The organism is Aureibacillus halotolerans (assembly GCF_004363045.1).
Lineage (GTDB): Bacteria > Bacillota > Bacilli > Bacillales > DSM-28697 > Aureibacillus > Aureibacillus halotolerans.
The window spans coordinates 13,263-26,092 of sequence record NZ_SNYJ01000018.1; the positions used below are offsets into that span (position 1 = coordinate 13,263).

The window sequence follows — 12,830 nt, forward strand, 5'->3', positions numbered from 1 at the left end:
ATTCCTTTCAAAGGTTGTCCAGTCATGGTCGAAATGTTTATCGAACTGATCGCTACGTTCAATCCCAATCCATTATCGAACCCACATGTCTTTATGAAAGATATTCTTTGCCCATTCTATATGATGCCTATGCGCACAACACCAAATTAAATAAGCATCCTTCCGCGGAAACCCTTTATCTTTCATTCCCATGATAAAATCACCTAAACGCACGACTTGAATATCTTTATCTGTTCCAGAGTTTAGTTCATCATCTAACAATGCTTGAAGATCACTTTCATCTGACAATAAAAAAGGGATGCCACTTGCAAAGGCATAGGCTATTGAAATAACCTCACCCCAATTTTTCCCCTCGGGTCTTGTAAGTGAATCCGTCTTCTCCAATTGATGAATGGTCTGTTGATAAATGAAGGCTCTACTGCTGTTATACAGAAGTGTTTCTGCATCGACTATCTGTGCTTGGTCAAGGGAGATGAGATTGTCAATTTGGTCCTTCGTGCTTCTAGGTACAAGGATTTCATTTTCATACACATAGCGGTGAATGTACAGTTTTTGAATCATTTTTGGTATGTATGCTTCAAGAGCGGTAAATTTGTTAACCTCACCTAGCTTCAGCGCAAAATCTGTATCTAGCATCGCCTCTTTCCAAATCCATTCATTCATTGCCATCATAATCCTCTAATAATATATCCAAATCGACTTCATCTGCTCCCTTAATTACCTGCAGTGATTCAGGAGACTGATTCATCAAAGATAAAATACTCCGAAGTTTCCTTTCACTAATTAATTTCTTATCGAAAGCTTCTATTGCATTCTCTGCTAGCTTCTCAAAGAAAATCTCATTCGTTCGCTCTTGTGATGAATCATTAAGCTGAAGTCTTTTTCGTACGAGCATTACACCGGCTTGTGGATCACGATCCGGCACTGATAGAAATTCACTGGTCTTTTTTTGGTCAATAAAATCAATTTCATTTAATCTTCTTACCATTGTTTTGAAAGGAACATAAAAAAAAGCCATCAGAACTATCACGTCTTCAATGCTCAATGTATCTTTTTGAATAGCTCTCGACATCAACTCACTATGCAGTACATCTGTAGGAACGAGCAAAAGCGCTGCAAAACGGTTCGCCTTTTGTTCATTGATATTCTCAGTCTCATTATCCATCACGTCATTATGCAATAATTCTGGCTCTAACAACCTGTCCTTATCATACCAAATATGATAAAGCTCATGAGCAGCTGCAAACACTTGTTTTTCTCTAGGGATAAAAGTGTTTATATAAACAAAAGTTCTGTTTTCTTTGAGACAAACAAAAGCACATAATTCATTATCATGTATAGGATACTTGAGCAACGTTGCTTCCTGTTGGACTAACTCAAACACCTCGTCTCTGAGAATTCTGTTCACTTTAAACTTTTCCCCAAGCTTCTTTTTAGCCTTCATCTCAATCTCATTTATTTCTTTTTCACTTAAATGCTGAATTCTACTCATATTGCCTCCTTATTTTTTTCCCAGTACTTTTTCAAGCCCCATCATTTCGTTCATTACATGATTTAGAAATTGCATACCTTCCTTCGTGTTCTCATTTTCTAAGGTGCCGATCATAAACAAAACAGGTTCTTCGATAACTTTCAGATCATTTTTAGGTCTAAGCAGCTCATCAACAGATACATCAATAATATCTGCGATCTTCGTTATCTCTTCAAGAGTAATTGCTTTTTTCCCATTAACAATTTTACTCATTACCTGTTTAGATACGCCCATTCTCTTCGCAATGAATGTCTGAGTTTCATTATGGAGTTCTAGCCACGTCAATATCTTTTCACCAATTTGCTCAAAGATTGTTTTCATATCACACATCCCCTTATAGGTAGGTAGTATTCAGTATATGCTTATTGAATTCAAATAGTCAACGCAACAGAGACGAATTACAACGAAGTGTAAACGAAACATCGATAAATAATCAAATACGTCACAAAAAGGCTCATGCTTTATCAGCTATGAGCCTTTTATTATTTTCTCACCCGATTGTCTTCTTATACAGATTCAATTCAACCACACACTCCACCTGCGCAGTCTGCGGGAACATATCCAAGGGCTGCATAGATTTAATGCTGTATGCCTCGGATAAAGCGTTCAGGTCCTTGGCAAGCGTCGACGGGTTGCACGACACGTAAATGATTTGCTTTGGACGTTCCTTTAATAGTAGGGGCACGACCGTACCGGCCCCGGTGCGTGGGGGATCCATAACAACCACGTCGGGCTTCCAGCCTTCACTGCGCCAGCGCTTCAACCACTCTTCAGGGGTTCCTGTTTCGTAAACGGCGTTTTTGACGCCATTTTTGGTGGCGTTTTTCCGCGCATCGTCAATTGCAGAGGTTGTGATGTCCATTCCTCTGACTTCTCCTGCTTTTTTAGCGAGCCAGAGCCCGATTGTTCCAACACCGCAATACAAATCGGCAACCTTTTCTGTGCCTGTAAGTGAAGCGACACGCGACACTTCGTTGTAGAGCTTTTCGGTCTGGATCGGATTAAGCTGGAAAAAGGCCGTGGCGCTTAGCTCGTACGTTCGATCGCCGAGTCGCTCCTCCACCTTCTCATTTCCGAACAAAACGACGGATTCCTTGCCCATCACAAGGGATGTTTTTTCTGGTTGAATGTTTTGCACGAGCGACGTCATATCAGGAAGTTCTTTGCGGAGTTCCGAAATGAGCAGCTCACGCTTTGGCAACTCTTTCGTTTTTGTAACGAGCACCACCTGAAGCTCTCCCGATTTAAAACCGGTGCGCACGACGATTGAGCGCAGCGTGCCTTTATGCTTTCGCTCGTCGTATATATCAATTTGCAGCTGGTCGACGATTCGTTTAACCTTTTGCGTGGCTGCATTGATCGATTCATGCTGGACCGGACAATGCGACAAATCGACGAGTTTATGGCTCCCCTCTTGATAAAGCCCTGTGAGCAGCTTTCCATTCACACGGCGAATCTGCATCTGGCTTTTATTGCGGTAATGCCACGGGTCGTCCATGCCGACTGTTGGCTTAATGAGCTTTTCAAGCGGCAGTCCCTTAGGTCCGAAGCGTGTCATTGCCTGCATCACCAAATCGCGTTTATGATCCAACTGGCCTTTGTAAGACAAATGCTGAATTTGGCAACCGCCGCACACGTCAAAAACGGGACAGGGGGGCTCGATTCGCTTTTTTGATGAGCGGTCGATTTTTAGCAATGTGGCCTCTGTAAAACGCGGGTGAATACGCTCGGCCTGCAAGAAAACCGTTTCTCCTGGCAACGCGCCTTTGACAAACACTGTTTGCCCTTTGTAATGACCTACGCCTTCCCCATTAATGCCGAGGCGCTTTATCTTTAATGGAAACTTTTGTCCTTGTTTTAATGGCTGCTGACCTGGATTGGTCATACGCCCACCTACTTTCTAGCTGTTTTCAATTGACTTCCATAAATACACGGAGGCATAGCTGCGATAAGGTGCCCATGCTGGCGAGCGCTGCTCCAGCTCCTGTGTAGTGGGTCTTACATCCGCACCCAATAGAGGATGTAGTGCCTTTTGCAGTCCCACATCAGCGGACGGAAATAGATCAGCACGACCGAGACCAAAAAGCAGAAACGAGCGCGCTGTCCACACACCGACACCACGGTACGCAGTTAATTCCTGAACGACCTCCTCGTCGGGTAACGTCGCGACCTTTTCGAGATTCAATGTCCCGTTGACGATTTCTCTTGAAAGGTCAATGACGTACTCCGCTTTGCGCATGCTAAACTGTTGTTCACGAAGCGATTCATAGGAAAAACTTGCGACACGTTCAATGTCGGGCATAAACCAAACACCGTCCTTTTGTTCGCCACAAAGACGGATAAAACGCTCTGTCAGTGTACGCGCAAAGGCGACATTGAGCTGCTGATGAATCAATGTTTTCATCAAACAGTAATACGCATTGACATCCCGTACAAGGGGTGTCCCCTGATAGGTCTGAAATAGCTCTGCTAAATCTGAGTTCGTAAAGTGCGTGTGCATAGTGGCGAACGATGTATTGAAGTCCAACACCTCTGAAGCAAACCTCACAGCCGCATCATTCGCATTCTTCTCTTCAGGGCCATCTATTGAAAAAGAAACGGTGTCGTCCGCTTCGCTTGTTTGTTCAATCGTAATGATGTGCTTGTCCTCTCCATAGAGGAATGGCAAACGGACACGGCGCTGCTGTAAATCCGCGTCAAGCAACGGCTCTTTTTTTAGTGACAGGATGGCCTGATCAAAACGATAAGGTTTTTCTATATGCACTGCCCTCTTCATCGTTCTCCCCCTAACAACCGAACATGACGTACGTTTCTCTATCATATCATGACATGAATGAAAAAAAACCGCTGGCTAGTTCGCCAACGGATCAATCATCGTATGGTCAAGCATGTAATCGTCTAGGGAGGCAAATTGGTAACCTCGAGCTTTCAAGTCGTTAATCGCACGCTCCAAGGCATCAGCATTGTCTTTGGATACCGTGTGCAGTAAAAATACAGCTCCTGGATGGGCTTGCTTCATAATTTCGTTATACGCATAATCGCCACCACGCTGCTGATCAATCTTCCAGTCCACGAACGCCAAGGACCAGAACACATTGACATAGCCAAGCTCCTGCGACCATTCCAAAGAGCGTTCACTGAAAATACCTCGGGGAGGACGCAAATAGGTCATCCCATCTTGCCCTGTCAGTTCTTTAAATCCGTCACTTACTTTTGAAAGCTCCTGTGCAAATTTCTCTCTCGATACAGTCGTCATGTCTGGATGGCTCCACGAATGGTTGCCAACGATATGCCCCTCGTCCACCATCCGATTGACAAGCTCAGGCTGGTCCTTCAAATAATGCCCCGTAATAAAAAAAGCTCCTGGGGTTTCGGTTTTCTTTAGGACATCAAGAATTTTCGCAGTGTAGCCATTTTCATAGCCATTGTCAAAGGTGAGATAGACGGTTTTTTCAGTGGCGTCCGCATCTTTGTAAAAGGCATTGTATTTTTCCAATAAAGCATCGGCATGTTTTCCGGCTTCGGGCGCTACTTCGTTTTTGCTTCTGACGAATCCCCAATGAATCGGGGTTGTTGAAGCTGCATACACCGTTGCAGAGGACAATAACAAGGCACAGCAGGTGGAGAATGCGATGAACATTCGAAGCATGGGCTTCACTCCTTTACATCATTCATTTTTTGAATAGTGTTAGCGAAAAGCGCTCAATTATGCCTTCGGGCTTTTGAGAAACGCTCGCTTTCTTCGTTGCTTTGACTTGTCCGGTGCTCATTGCCCTTATGGCAACTCCGCGCCTGCCAAGCCTTTCGCTTTGATAAGACAAGCGTTTTCAATGCGCCTGGGGGGGGGCTGAAACGCTCGCTTTCTTTGTTGCTTTGCCTGGTTCGGTGCTCATTGCCTTTATGGCAACTCAGCGCTTTAACGCGCAGTTGTACCTCCTACCCGCGCAGGTCGAGGCTTGGAACGAGCACTTTGCGCTTAACCTGAATGAGGGGGGAATAATGACTTCATTCACTGCCCCCCTTTTCGCATTGGGAAAACTACGCTATCATTGCTAATAGAGTTGCCTGACGTACATATGTGGCAACGTGCAAAAGGAGTTTTTTTATGAATGAAACATCAGTTCACACACCTACAATGAAAAAACCAATAACGCCAGCCTTTGACCCTTGGGAAGCCTATCAGGACGTAACGAAGCACGGAAAAATGACTCTATCGTCTGTCGAATTTACAACAACGACGTTATGCAATATGCGCTGTGAGCATTGCGCCGTCGGTCATATGCTGACGCAACGGGACGCCGAGGCGCTTCCGATTGAGCTCTTGATTCAACGCTTAGAGGAAATTCCTGATTTGCAAACGATTAGTATTACAGGCGGCGAACCAATGCTGTCGAAGGCAAGCGTAGACAATTATGTTCGACCACTCATGGCGTACGCCCACTCACGCGGTGTGTATACACAAGTCAACTCTAATTTGACACTGCCTTTTTCACGCTACGAGTCCATTCTGCCCTACCTTGATGTCCTACACATCTCACACAACTGGGGCACAGATGACGATTTTATCACTGGTGGTTTTGCGCGAATGGACCGCAAGCCTTCTGAAAAAAGCAGAGCTCAGTATTTGCAGCGCATGCGTGACAATGCCCGCGCGTTAACAGAGGCTGGGGTCTTTGTGTCGGCGGAGACGATGCTTAACAGAAGGACGCTCCCCCATCTGCAAACGATCCATGAAGATGTTCTTGCCATGGGCTGTCAGCGCCATGAAATTCACCCAATGTACCCGGCTGATTTTGCGGAGGATCTTGATATTCTAAGTCTAGAAGAAATCCGCGATGCCATTCATCATTTGCTTGATTTTCGTGATCCATCTATGTGGATGCTGTTCGGCACACTGCCATTTTATTCATGCACAATGGATGAAAAGAGCCTTGGTCTGCTCCATCGACTGGAGAAAAGTTCACTTTGCACGGTACGCAACGATCCAGATGGCCGTTCGCGTCTGAATGTAAACATCTTTGATGGATCGATCCATATCACTGACTTTGATAACGATGATGCTTGTGGATCCGTAGTTGAACAGTCCCTCACATCCGTTTTCGATGCGTGGCTTGCCTCCGCTTCTGCCAAGCAGCTTCACTGCCATTGCCCCGCAGTCAAATGCCTTGGCCCCAATGTGCTCGTGAAGGAAGCGTATTATCCAAATGAAAGCTTTGCCAATCGCTCTGAACAGCTTACGGCTTTTTCAAAATCTCACCTATGATTATTTTCACCGTCTCGCACACCTTTGCGAGACGGTTTTTCGCTTGCCCATGCATCGTGTAGAAAGCGATACCAAAATAAAAGGCTGACCTACTCTTTATTTTAGGTCAGCCTTTTATCAAGATCGTGGCGAGTCTGATGTCATAAAGGTGAAGGAGACGTAATCCTGGACAGGAATCCATGCACCCACACCTTGCTGGGTCACATTTTTCACTACGATTTCAGGCGAGTTCCCTCGTATTGACAAATACACTTCTCCATATGTGACATGACCGCGTTCATTCACGGCAGGCACATACCCGTACAAATACCCTAATTTTTTCGGCGGAACATTATAGAACTGCTCTTTTTTCGTGCCTTTGCCTACAATCGTTGAGAAAGCGAGCGACAGCTTTGTTTTCTGCTTTGCCTTTTGCTGCATCATTTTTTGTACCGTTACCCCATGTGGAAGAGCCGCTGTTAAGCCACCTGACACTTGCTTCTCATTTTCCTGTGCATACGCCATTTGCTTCGGCGCAGTTCCGCCACGGTTATCGATTTTGTTCACATTGACGAGTTGATACTGCCAATTTGCACTTGTTTCTTCAGAGGTGTAAGCTAACGGCCATTCGCCAAGAAAAATGGTCGCTCTTGAGCCAATGGACAATGGCGACATATTGATTTGCGTCTCATTAAACAAACGAATGAGCTCTGGATTTTCAATTGGAATACCAGCCGTGTCGATGAGTTCACGCGCGGCTTCACTTGGTTTAAGATATGGCTGATCATTTGTCGAATTTGGGTAGGTGTTCTCTTGCGAAATATTGAGCGCTGAATCTGGAACCAATGCTTTTTCATTGTTTTCCCCGTTGCCCTTTGCAAATGCTATTGACGGGAATATCATAAATAGAATAACTACCAGCCAAAGCTGCTTCATATCAATGCTCCCTTCCTTTTTTTATGTTATACATAGTCTTTGCACCCCATGGCTGGCTATTCCTGAGAAACGATGGTAAATTACTGAAGCAGTGGAAAATCCGCTTTTCACCGGATAGCGTTCGTGGTACGCTTGTCTTTAACTTGAGCAGTGAAGTAGGGATGTGCTACGATAACACTGATTATTCTGGGAGGAATGGACCATGAAACATGCCTTTCTTTTGGTGATTCGTTTGTATCAAAAAGTCATCTCACCTCTCAAGCCACCGACCTGTCGTTTTTATCCTACTTGCTCACACTACGGTCGTGAAGCGATTGAGAAGCATGGTGCCTTAGCTGGTGGCTGGCTGACGATAAGGCGTTTGGCAAAGTGCCATCCTTTTCATCCAGGCGGTATTGACCCAGTGCCAGAGAAGTCTTCACAGGCACATCATCATAAAACGAAATGTCGTTAAATCCATACACTTATTTTCATCTTGAATACTATGCGTAAAAGGAGCATCCAAAGAATGAGTTCATCAAAATCATTGCCAACCAAAGCCGACCGTTTAGCGCTTTTTGGTTCTGTCCCTCCAGGAGAACGGACAAAGCCGTCAAAAAAAGAAGACATGCCTGATTTGCAAAATCTCGAAAAAGATTTCTTGTTTTCAATAAAGTCTGTAGGTATTACGAATGTGAAATTCCCAGTCGCACTTCATTCACCGTTCACGCCAACACAACAAACAGTCGTTGGTACATTTGCATTGACCTCTTCTTTGCTGCAGCATCAAAAAGGGACAAACATGAGCCGTTTCACGGAAATGCTTACGCAGCATCGTGAAGAAAACGGAGCCTTTGATGTTTCATTACGCTCTTGTCATTCATTTTTGCAAAAGCTTGCTGATCGGCTTGCACAACCTGATGCATCCATGCGCATTGATTTTCCATGGGGCATTGATCGCAAAGCGCCTCTATCGGATTTTTCGGCCTTTCATTATGTCGATGTGTTTATCAAGGCCGACTATGATCGAGCCAGTGATCAAACATCCTTTTCAGTAGGTTTACAAGCAAGAATCACAACATTGTGTCCTTGCTCAAAGGAAATCAGTGAGTACAGTGCCCATAATCAACGTGGCATCGTTACGATGGAAACAACGCTTTACAGCGATCATGCATTGGATTTTCAATGGAAAGAGGCCTTGCTTGAAGCTGCTGAGAGCAATGCAAGCTCCATCCTTTACCCTGTATTGAAACGACCTGATGAAAAATACGTCACAGAAAAAGCCTATGAAAATCCGCGATTTGTTGAGGATATGGTTCGTCTTGTTGCTAGTGATTTGTTTGAAATGGACGCGGTGCAAAGTTTTAGCGTTCACTGTCAAAATGAGGAATCGATTCATCTCCATGACGCGGTTGCTGAAATTGAGTTTGACAAAGAGGCGTAAGTATTCCTTACAGTGTGAAAAAAACCAGCTCTCCCTGCCCGGGAAGCTGGTTTTTCTAATTTTCATTTCATCAAAAAAACGCCACCGGAAAAAGACTCCTTTTTCGGTGGCATTTTTTATTTAGTGACAATATCTTTGTCAAGAAACACGCGGCTTTGAACAGCATTGGTTTGCCCTTGATATTTCCCGGCATATGGTTTGTGACTCGCCTGGTCCATTTGTGCAAACACAAGCTGACAAATACGACGGTCGGCGGTAAGCTCAATTGGCACCCGGTTCGCGTTGAACAGCTCAAGCGTAATCTGACCTTCGAATCCCGGATCAACCCACCCTGCGTTTTGAATAAACAGACCCATTCGACCAATGGAGCTTCGTCCCTCGACGAAGGCCGTTAGGTTATTCGCGATTTTAATATACTCTTTTGTAGTCGCCAACAAGAAAGAGCTTGGTGGAATGACAATTGTATCGCGCTCAAATTCCACATAGGTGGCCGACTTGTCCAAAGACATGCCGGTAATTGAATTCTCGTCTATTTTCAAGAAATGGCGACCCAAGCGTAAATCAACTGACGCCGGCTGGATTTGCTCCGGTGTCAATGGATCAATCGAGATGTCTCCAGAGGCAAGCTTCGCCTCAATCGTTTTATCAGAAAGAATCATTTTTTCACGGCCCCCGTTCAATGCATTCGTAGTGAGTATACTACATCCGCAGGCGTGAGGAAAGTCAATATGAGCTATCTCCGCTGCACGCGAACCGCGGTGCCTGTTGCAATGACCATCATCATGCCATCACGAACGGTCTCAAAATCAATATCGACACCTATAATAGCATCAGCACCTTGGCTTCTCGCTTCTTCCTGCATTTCTTCAAGGGCAATTTCGCGTCCTTTGGAAAGGTTTTGTTCATAGGCCGTGCTTCGTCCGCCGATGATATCCGTTATGCCGGACAAAAAGTCACGAGCAATGTTTGCCCCCATAATCGCTTCTCCTGAGGCAATTCCAATATAGTCTGTAATGACATAGCCATCTAGTTGACTCGTTGTGGTTACAATCATTTCATCGCTCCCTTTTCCAATTAGTGAAACTTCCTTCACTCAAGCTACGGTTTCGGATTATTTTGCAGACCTTCTTGCCAACAGCAAGCCTACGATGATAAGTGTAAACGCCGTAAAAGATAACACAGGAATCGATATGAAACCAAGCCAATTAATGTATTTCGCTGAGCAAGGCACTCCGCTCGTGCACACAGAAAACTGAGACGCAGCTGGTATGTTCTGCTCAATGATGTGGTAAAGGGCAATTAGCCAGCCAATGAATGCCAACGGAAGCGCGTATAGTCTCGCTCTCTTATCCTCATAAAAAACACCGATGCCTAAAATGAGAACGAGCGGATACATGGCAATCCGTTGATACCAGCACAATGAGCATGGGACAAATTTCATGACCTCACTAAACACAAGACTGCCAGCCATTGCCACGACCGCAACGATCCAGGCAAACCATGCCCACTTACCCATTGGTTGCTGCTTCTTCGACTAGTTTATTTAAATCTGCAACTTGCTCGAGATTATCCATCTCCACTTTTTTTCCATTGATAAAGAGAGATGGCGTTCCAGTCACTCCTTGCGACTCAGCAAACGCCTTTTCATCAGCAACAATGTCGGCAAAATCACCGGATTCGTAAGCTTCCAACACCTGTGTAGCTTCTTCCTCGCTGAAGAGCTCCTGAATGAGGGTTTGGTTAAATTCATCATTGCCCCATGCGAGCCGTTCATCTCCCTGACGCTCATACACTGCGCTGTTGTACGTCCAAAAAGCGTCATTCCCTAACGTCGCATAGACAGCTTCGGCGTATGAAGCCAGAATAGCTGCGTCATCACCAAGGAACGGATAGTTCATAAAATAAAACTGTGCTTTTCCTGTATCCACATATTCCTGCTTAATAATCGGAACAAGTTGCTCCTCGAAATTTTTACATGCTGGACACTTATAGTCGCCAAATTGCACAATTTGAACTGGTGCATTCTCATCTCCAAGCACAGGCTGTTCACTATATAATTCTGCAAATGCCTCTGGATCTCCTTGTCCCGTATACATTCCACTTCCACCATTTGCATTAGACCCGTTTGACTGATTGTTTAATACGACGATCGCTATAAAACCTACAACAACTATTGCAAGTACAATGACCATTATCCATCCACGCTGTTTCAAATAAATCCTCCTCTAAATAAACATTTCCGTCCTTAAATATATCATTCTTCGTGATTTTCTAAAATACAGAAGCACGAATCAATTGTGTAGAGTTGTTGACACATTGATTAAAAGCCTATAAGATTATATCCAGATCAAAACGTAATGATTACGTTTAGGAGGAGAAATAAAAATGAATCTTCGCAAGCTAGCTTCCGTCGCCTTTGCGTTACCGTTGGTGCTATGGGGTTGCAGCAACAATAATGGAGAGGCAACGTCAACCGCAAATACAGGAATCGAATCTACAGATACGCTAACGATATACACGACCATCTTTCCATTACAGGACTTCGCACAAAAAATTGGCGGCGACTACGTAGATGTGAAAAGTGTTTATCCACCAGGTACTGATGCGCATACGTTTGATCCCTCTTCAAAGGAAATGATTGAACTTGCGGATGCCGACCTTTTCATTTATAACGGCGTTCAGCTTGAACCCTTTGCAGATGCTGCCGTCGAGACATTACAGAGTGAAGACGTTGCCATCTTAGAAGCAACAGAAGGAGTGGACCTGATTTCAAGCCATGGCCATGAGGATGGCGAAGCTCATGACCACTCTGCCGAAGAAGACTCGCATGATCACTCTGCTGAAGAGCATGACCATGCTGAGGGTGAAACGGCTCATGACCACTCTGCCGAAGAAGACTCGCACGATCACTCTGCTGAGGAGCATGACCATGCCGAGGGTGAAACGGCTCATGACCATGATGGTGAGAAACACTCGCATTCCGCTGAAGAGGAAACACACGACCATTCTGATGCTGAACACGATCATTCTACTGAAGAATCTCAGCATAACCACGTTCATGGTGAATTTGATCCACACGCGTGGCTTGATCCAATCCGTGCCATCGAAATGGCGGAAAATATTAAAGATGAACTTGTGACACTCATGCCGGTGCAAGAAGAAGCCTTCAACGAAAACTTCGAAACCCTCAAGGCCCAGCTTATGGAGCTCGATGAGGAAATGCACAGTATGGTGGAGTCAAAAGAAGACCCCGTCATTCTTGTGTCGCATGCTGCGTATGGATACTGGGAAAGCCATTATGGCATTATACAAATCAGCATTACCGGACTTTCTCCAACCCAAGAGCCATCACAGCAACAACTGCTTGATATTATTGCAGAGGCGCAAGAACACTCCATTGAATACGTGCTGTTTGAACAAAGTGTAACGCCCCGTGTAGCCGAAACGATCCAAAACGAGATTGGGGCAGAATCACTCACATTAAATAACATGGAAGTCGTCACAGAGGAAGATATCCAAGCCGGTGAAGACTATGTTTCAATTATGCAAATGAATATTGAACTCTTAGACAAAGCCATGAAATAATTCAGTAGTGGTCATTTGCGTCGTTCCATCACATGCTCGTTATTTGTCAAAAGCTCGTGCATCCTGTATACTTTACCTATTATCCACATCAGGTTTTGCTTAGGGAGGTTCGC

The 12,830-nt window shown here is 44.8% G+C and carries 15 protein-coding genes; 4 read left to right on the top strand and 11 right to left on the bottom strand.

Annotation, left to right across the window (positions count from 1 at the left end; genetic code table 11):
• Positions 1-72 precede the first annotated feature (72 nt).
• The 6 genes from EV213_RS16545 to pdaA all read right to left on the bottom strand — a co-directional run bounded on the left by EV213_RS16545 (position 73) and on the right by pdaA (position 5,171).
• Entirely contained in the window at positions 73-663 is a 591-nt protein-coding gene (locus tag EV213_RS16545) for a hypothetical protein (RefSeq protein WP_133581674.1), read from the bottom strand.
• Positions 656-1,492 (bottom strand): ImmA/IrrE family metallo-endopeptidase, encoded by an 837-nt coding sequence (locus EV213_RS16550; protein WP_133581675.1) that lies wholly within the window; start codon positions 1,490-1,492, stop codon positions 656-658. The genes EV213_RS16545 and EV213_RS16550 overlap by 8 nt, the downstream gene beginning before the upstream one ends.
• A gap of 9 nt (positions 1,493-1,501) precedes the next feature.
• The gene (locus tag EV213_RS16555) at positions 1,502-1,852 is read right to left on the bottom strand and encodes a helix-turn-helix domain-containing protein (protein WP_166639367.1); all 351 of its coding nucleotides are present in this window, start codon (positions 1,850-1,852) and stop codon (positions 1,502-1,504) included.
• A 169-nt stretch (positions 1,853-2,021) separates the two neighbouring features.
• Positions 2,022-3,416 (bottom strand): 23S rRNA (uracil(1939)-C(5))-methyltransferase RlmD, encoded by a 1,395-nt coding sequence (gene rlmD, locus EV213_RS16560; RefSeq protein ID WP_133581677.1) that lies wholly within the window; start codon positions 3,414-3,416, stop codon positions 2,022-2,024.
• Between the two features lie 15 nt (positions 3,417-3,431).
• On the bottom strand, positions 3,432-4,307 hold the full coding sequence (locus EV213_RS16565) for a DNA-3-methyladenine glycosylase family protein (protein WP_166639368.1): 876 nt from the start codon (positions 4,305-4,307) through the stop codon (positions 3,432-3,434).
• Between the two features lie 75 nt (positions 4,308-4,382).
• Positions 4,383-5,171, bottom strand: coding sequence for a delta-lactam-biosynthetic de-N-acetylase (gene pdaA / locus EV213_RS16570; protein ID WP_243740227.1), 789 nt, complete (start codon positions 5,169-5,171; stop codon positions 4,383-4,385).
• 465 nt (positions 5,172-5,636) lie between these two features.
• Between pdaA and yfkAB the strand changes: the two genes are divergently transcribed.
• The gene (yfkAB, locus tag EV213_RS16575) at positions 5,637-6,794 is read left to right on the top strand and encodes a radical SAM/CxCxxxxC motif protein YfkAB (RefSeq protein WP_133581680.1); all 1,158 of its coding nucleotides are present in this window, start codon (positions 5,637-5,639) and stop codon (positions 6,792-6,794) included.
• A gap of 117 nt (positions 6,795-6,911) precedes the next feature.
• Here the strand turns inward: yfkAB and EV213_RS16580 are convergent, their stop codons facing one another.
• A complete protein-coding gene (locus EV213_RS16580) occupies positions 6,912-7,709 on the bottom strand; it encodes a YfkD famly protein (protein WP_133581681.1) in 798 nt (265 codons plus the stop codon).
• A 202-nt stretch (positions 7,710-7,911) separates the two neighbouring features.
• Between EV213_RS16580 and yidD the strand changes: the two genes are divergently transcribed.
• Together yidD and folE2 are read left to right on the top strand one after the other, a co-directional pair.
• Entirely contained in the window at positions 7,912-8,163 is a 252-nt protein-coding gene (gene yidD, locus EV213_RS16585) for a membrane protein insertion efficiency factor YidD (protein WP_133581682.1), read from the top strand.
• Positions 8,164-8,217: 54 nt separating this feature from the next.
• Positions 8,218-9,132 carry a GTP cyclohydrolase FolE2 gene (folE2, locus tag EV213_RS16590; RefSeq protein WP_208112774.1) on the top strand — a complete coding sequence of 305 codons (915 nt, stop codon included), beginning with the start codon at positions 8,218-8,220 and terminating at the stop codon, positions 9,130-9,132.
• 116 nt (positions 9,133-9,248) lie between these two features.
• Here folE2 and dcd read toward each other — a convergent pair whose 3' ends face one another.
• The 4 genes from dcd to EV213_RS16610 all read right to left on the bottom strand — a co-directional run bounded on the left by dcd (position 9,249) and on the right by EV213_RS16610 (position 11,345).
• A complete protein-coding gene (gene dcd / locus EV213_RS16595) occupies positions 9,249-9,791 on the bottom strand; it encodes a dCTP deaminase (protein WP_133581683.1) in 543 nt (180 codons plus the stop codon).
• 74 nt (positions 9,792-9,865) lie between these two features.
• A complete protein-coding gene (locus EV213_RS16600; protein WP_133581684.1) occupies positions 9,866-10,186 on the bottom strand; it encodes a YbjQ family protein in 321 nt (106 codons plus the stop codon).
• A 57-nt stretch (positions 10,187-10,243) separates the two neighbouring features.
• On the bottom strand, positions 10,244-10,648 hold the full coding sequence (locus EV213_RS16605; RefSeq protein WP_133581685.1) for a disulfide oxidoreductase: 405 nt from the start codon (positions 10,646-10,648) through the stop codon (positions 10,244-10,246).
• Positions 10,641-11,345: a DsbA family protein gene (locus EV213_RS16610; RefSeq protein WP_133581686.1), complete on the bottom strand. Its 705-nt coding sequence runs from the start codon at positions 11,343-11,345 to the stop codon at positions 10,641-10,643. The genes EV213_RS16605 and EV213_RS16610 overlap by 8 nt, the downstream gene beginning before the upstream one ends.
• Positions 11,346-11,517: 172 nt before the next feature.
• Here EV213_RS16610 and EV213_RS16615 point away from each other — a divergent pair, with 172 nt between their 5' ends.
• Positions 11,518-12,717, top strand: a complete 1,200-nt coding sequence (locus tag EV213_RS16615; protein WP_133581687.1) for a metal ABC transporter solute-binding protein, Zn/Mn family — start codon at positions 11,518-11,520, stop codon at positions 12,715-12,717.
• Positions 12,718-12,830: the final 113 nt, after the last annotated feature.

Excerpts from the sequence above, each read along its gene's own strand:
- EV213_RS16545 (WP_133581674.1), bottom strand. The coding sequence starts at position 663 with ATGAATGAATGGATTTGGAAAGAGGCGATGCTAGATACAGATTTTGCG.
- EV213_RS16550 (WP_133581675.1), bottom strand. The coding sequence starts at position 1,492 with ATGAGTAGAATTCAGCATTTAAGTGAAAAAGAAATAAATGAGATTGAG.
- EV213_RS16555 (WP_166639367.1), bottom strand. The coding sequence starts at position 1,852 with ATGAAAACAATCTTTGAGCAAATTGGTGAAAAGATATTGACGTGGCTA.
- rlmD (WP_133581677.1), bottom strand. The coding sequence starts at position 3,416 with ATGACCAATCCAGGTCAGCAGCCATTAAAACAAGGACAAAAGTTTCCA.
- EV213_RS16565 (WP_166639368.1), bottom strand. The coding sequence starts at position 4,307 with ATGAAGAGGGCAGTGCATATAGAAAAACCTTATCGTTTTGATCAGGCC.
- pdaA (WP_243740227.1), bottom strand. The coding sequence starts at position 5,171 with ATGTTCATCGCATTCTCCACCTGCTGTGCCTTGTTATTGTCCTCTGCA.
- yfkAB (WP_133581680.1), top strand. The coding sequence starts at position 5,637 with ATGAATGAAACATCAGTTCACACACCTACAATGAAAAAACCAATAACG.
- EV213_RS16580 (WP_133581681.1), bottom strand. The coding sequence starts at position 7,709 with ATGAAGCAGCTTTGGCTGGTAGTTATTCTATTTATGATATTCCCGTCA.
- yidD (WP_133581682.1), top strand. The coding sequence starts at position 7,912 with ATGAAACATGCCTTTCTTTTGGTGATTCGTTTGTATCAAAAAGTCATC.
- folE2 (WP_208112774.1), top strand. The coding sequence starts at position 8,218 with ATGAGTTCATCAAAATCATTGCCAACCAAAGCCGACCGTTTAGCGCTT.
- dcd (WP_133581683.1), bottom strand. The coding sequence starts at position 9,791 with ATGATTCTTTCTGATAAAACGATTGAGGCGAAGCTTGCCTCTGGAGAC.
- EV213_RS16600 (WP_133581684.1), bottom strand. The coding sequence starts at position 10,186 with ATGATTGTAACCACAACGAGTCAACTAGATGGCTATGTCATTACAGAC.
- EV213_RS16605 (WP_133581685.1), bottom strand. The coding sequence starts at position 10,648 with ATGGGTAAGTGGGCATGGTTTGCCTGGATCGTTGCGGTCGTGGCAATG.
- EV213_RS16615 (WP_133581687.1), top strand. The coding sequence starts at position 11,518 with ATGAATCTTCGCAAGCTAGCTTCCGTCGCCTTTGCGTTACCGTTGGTG.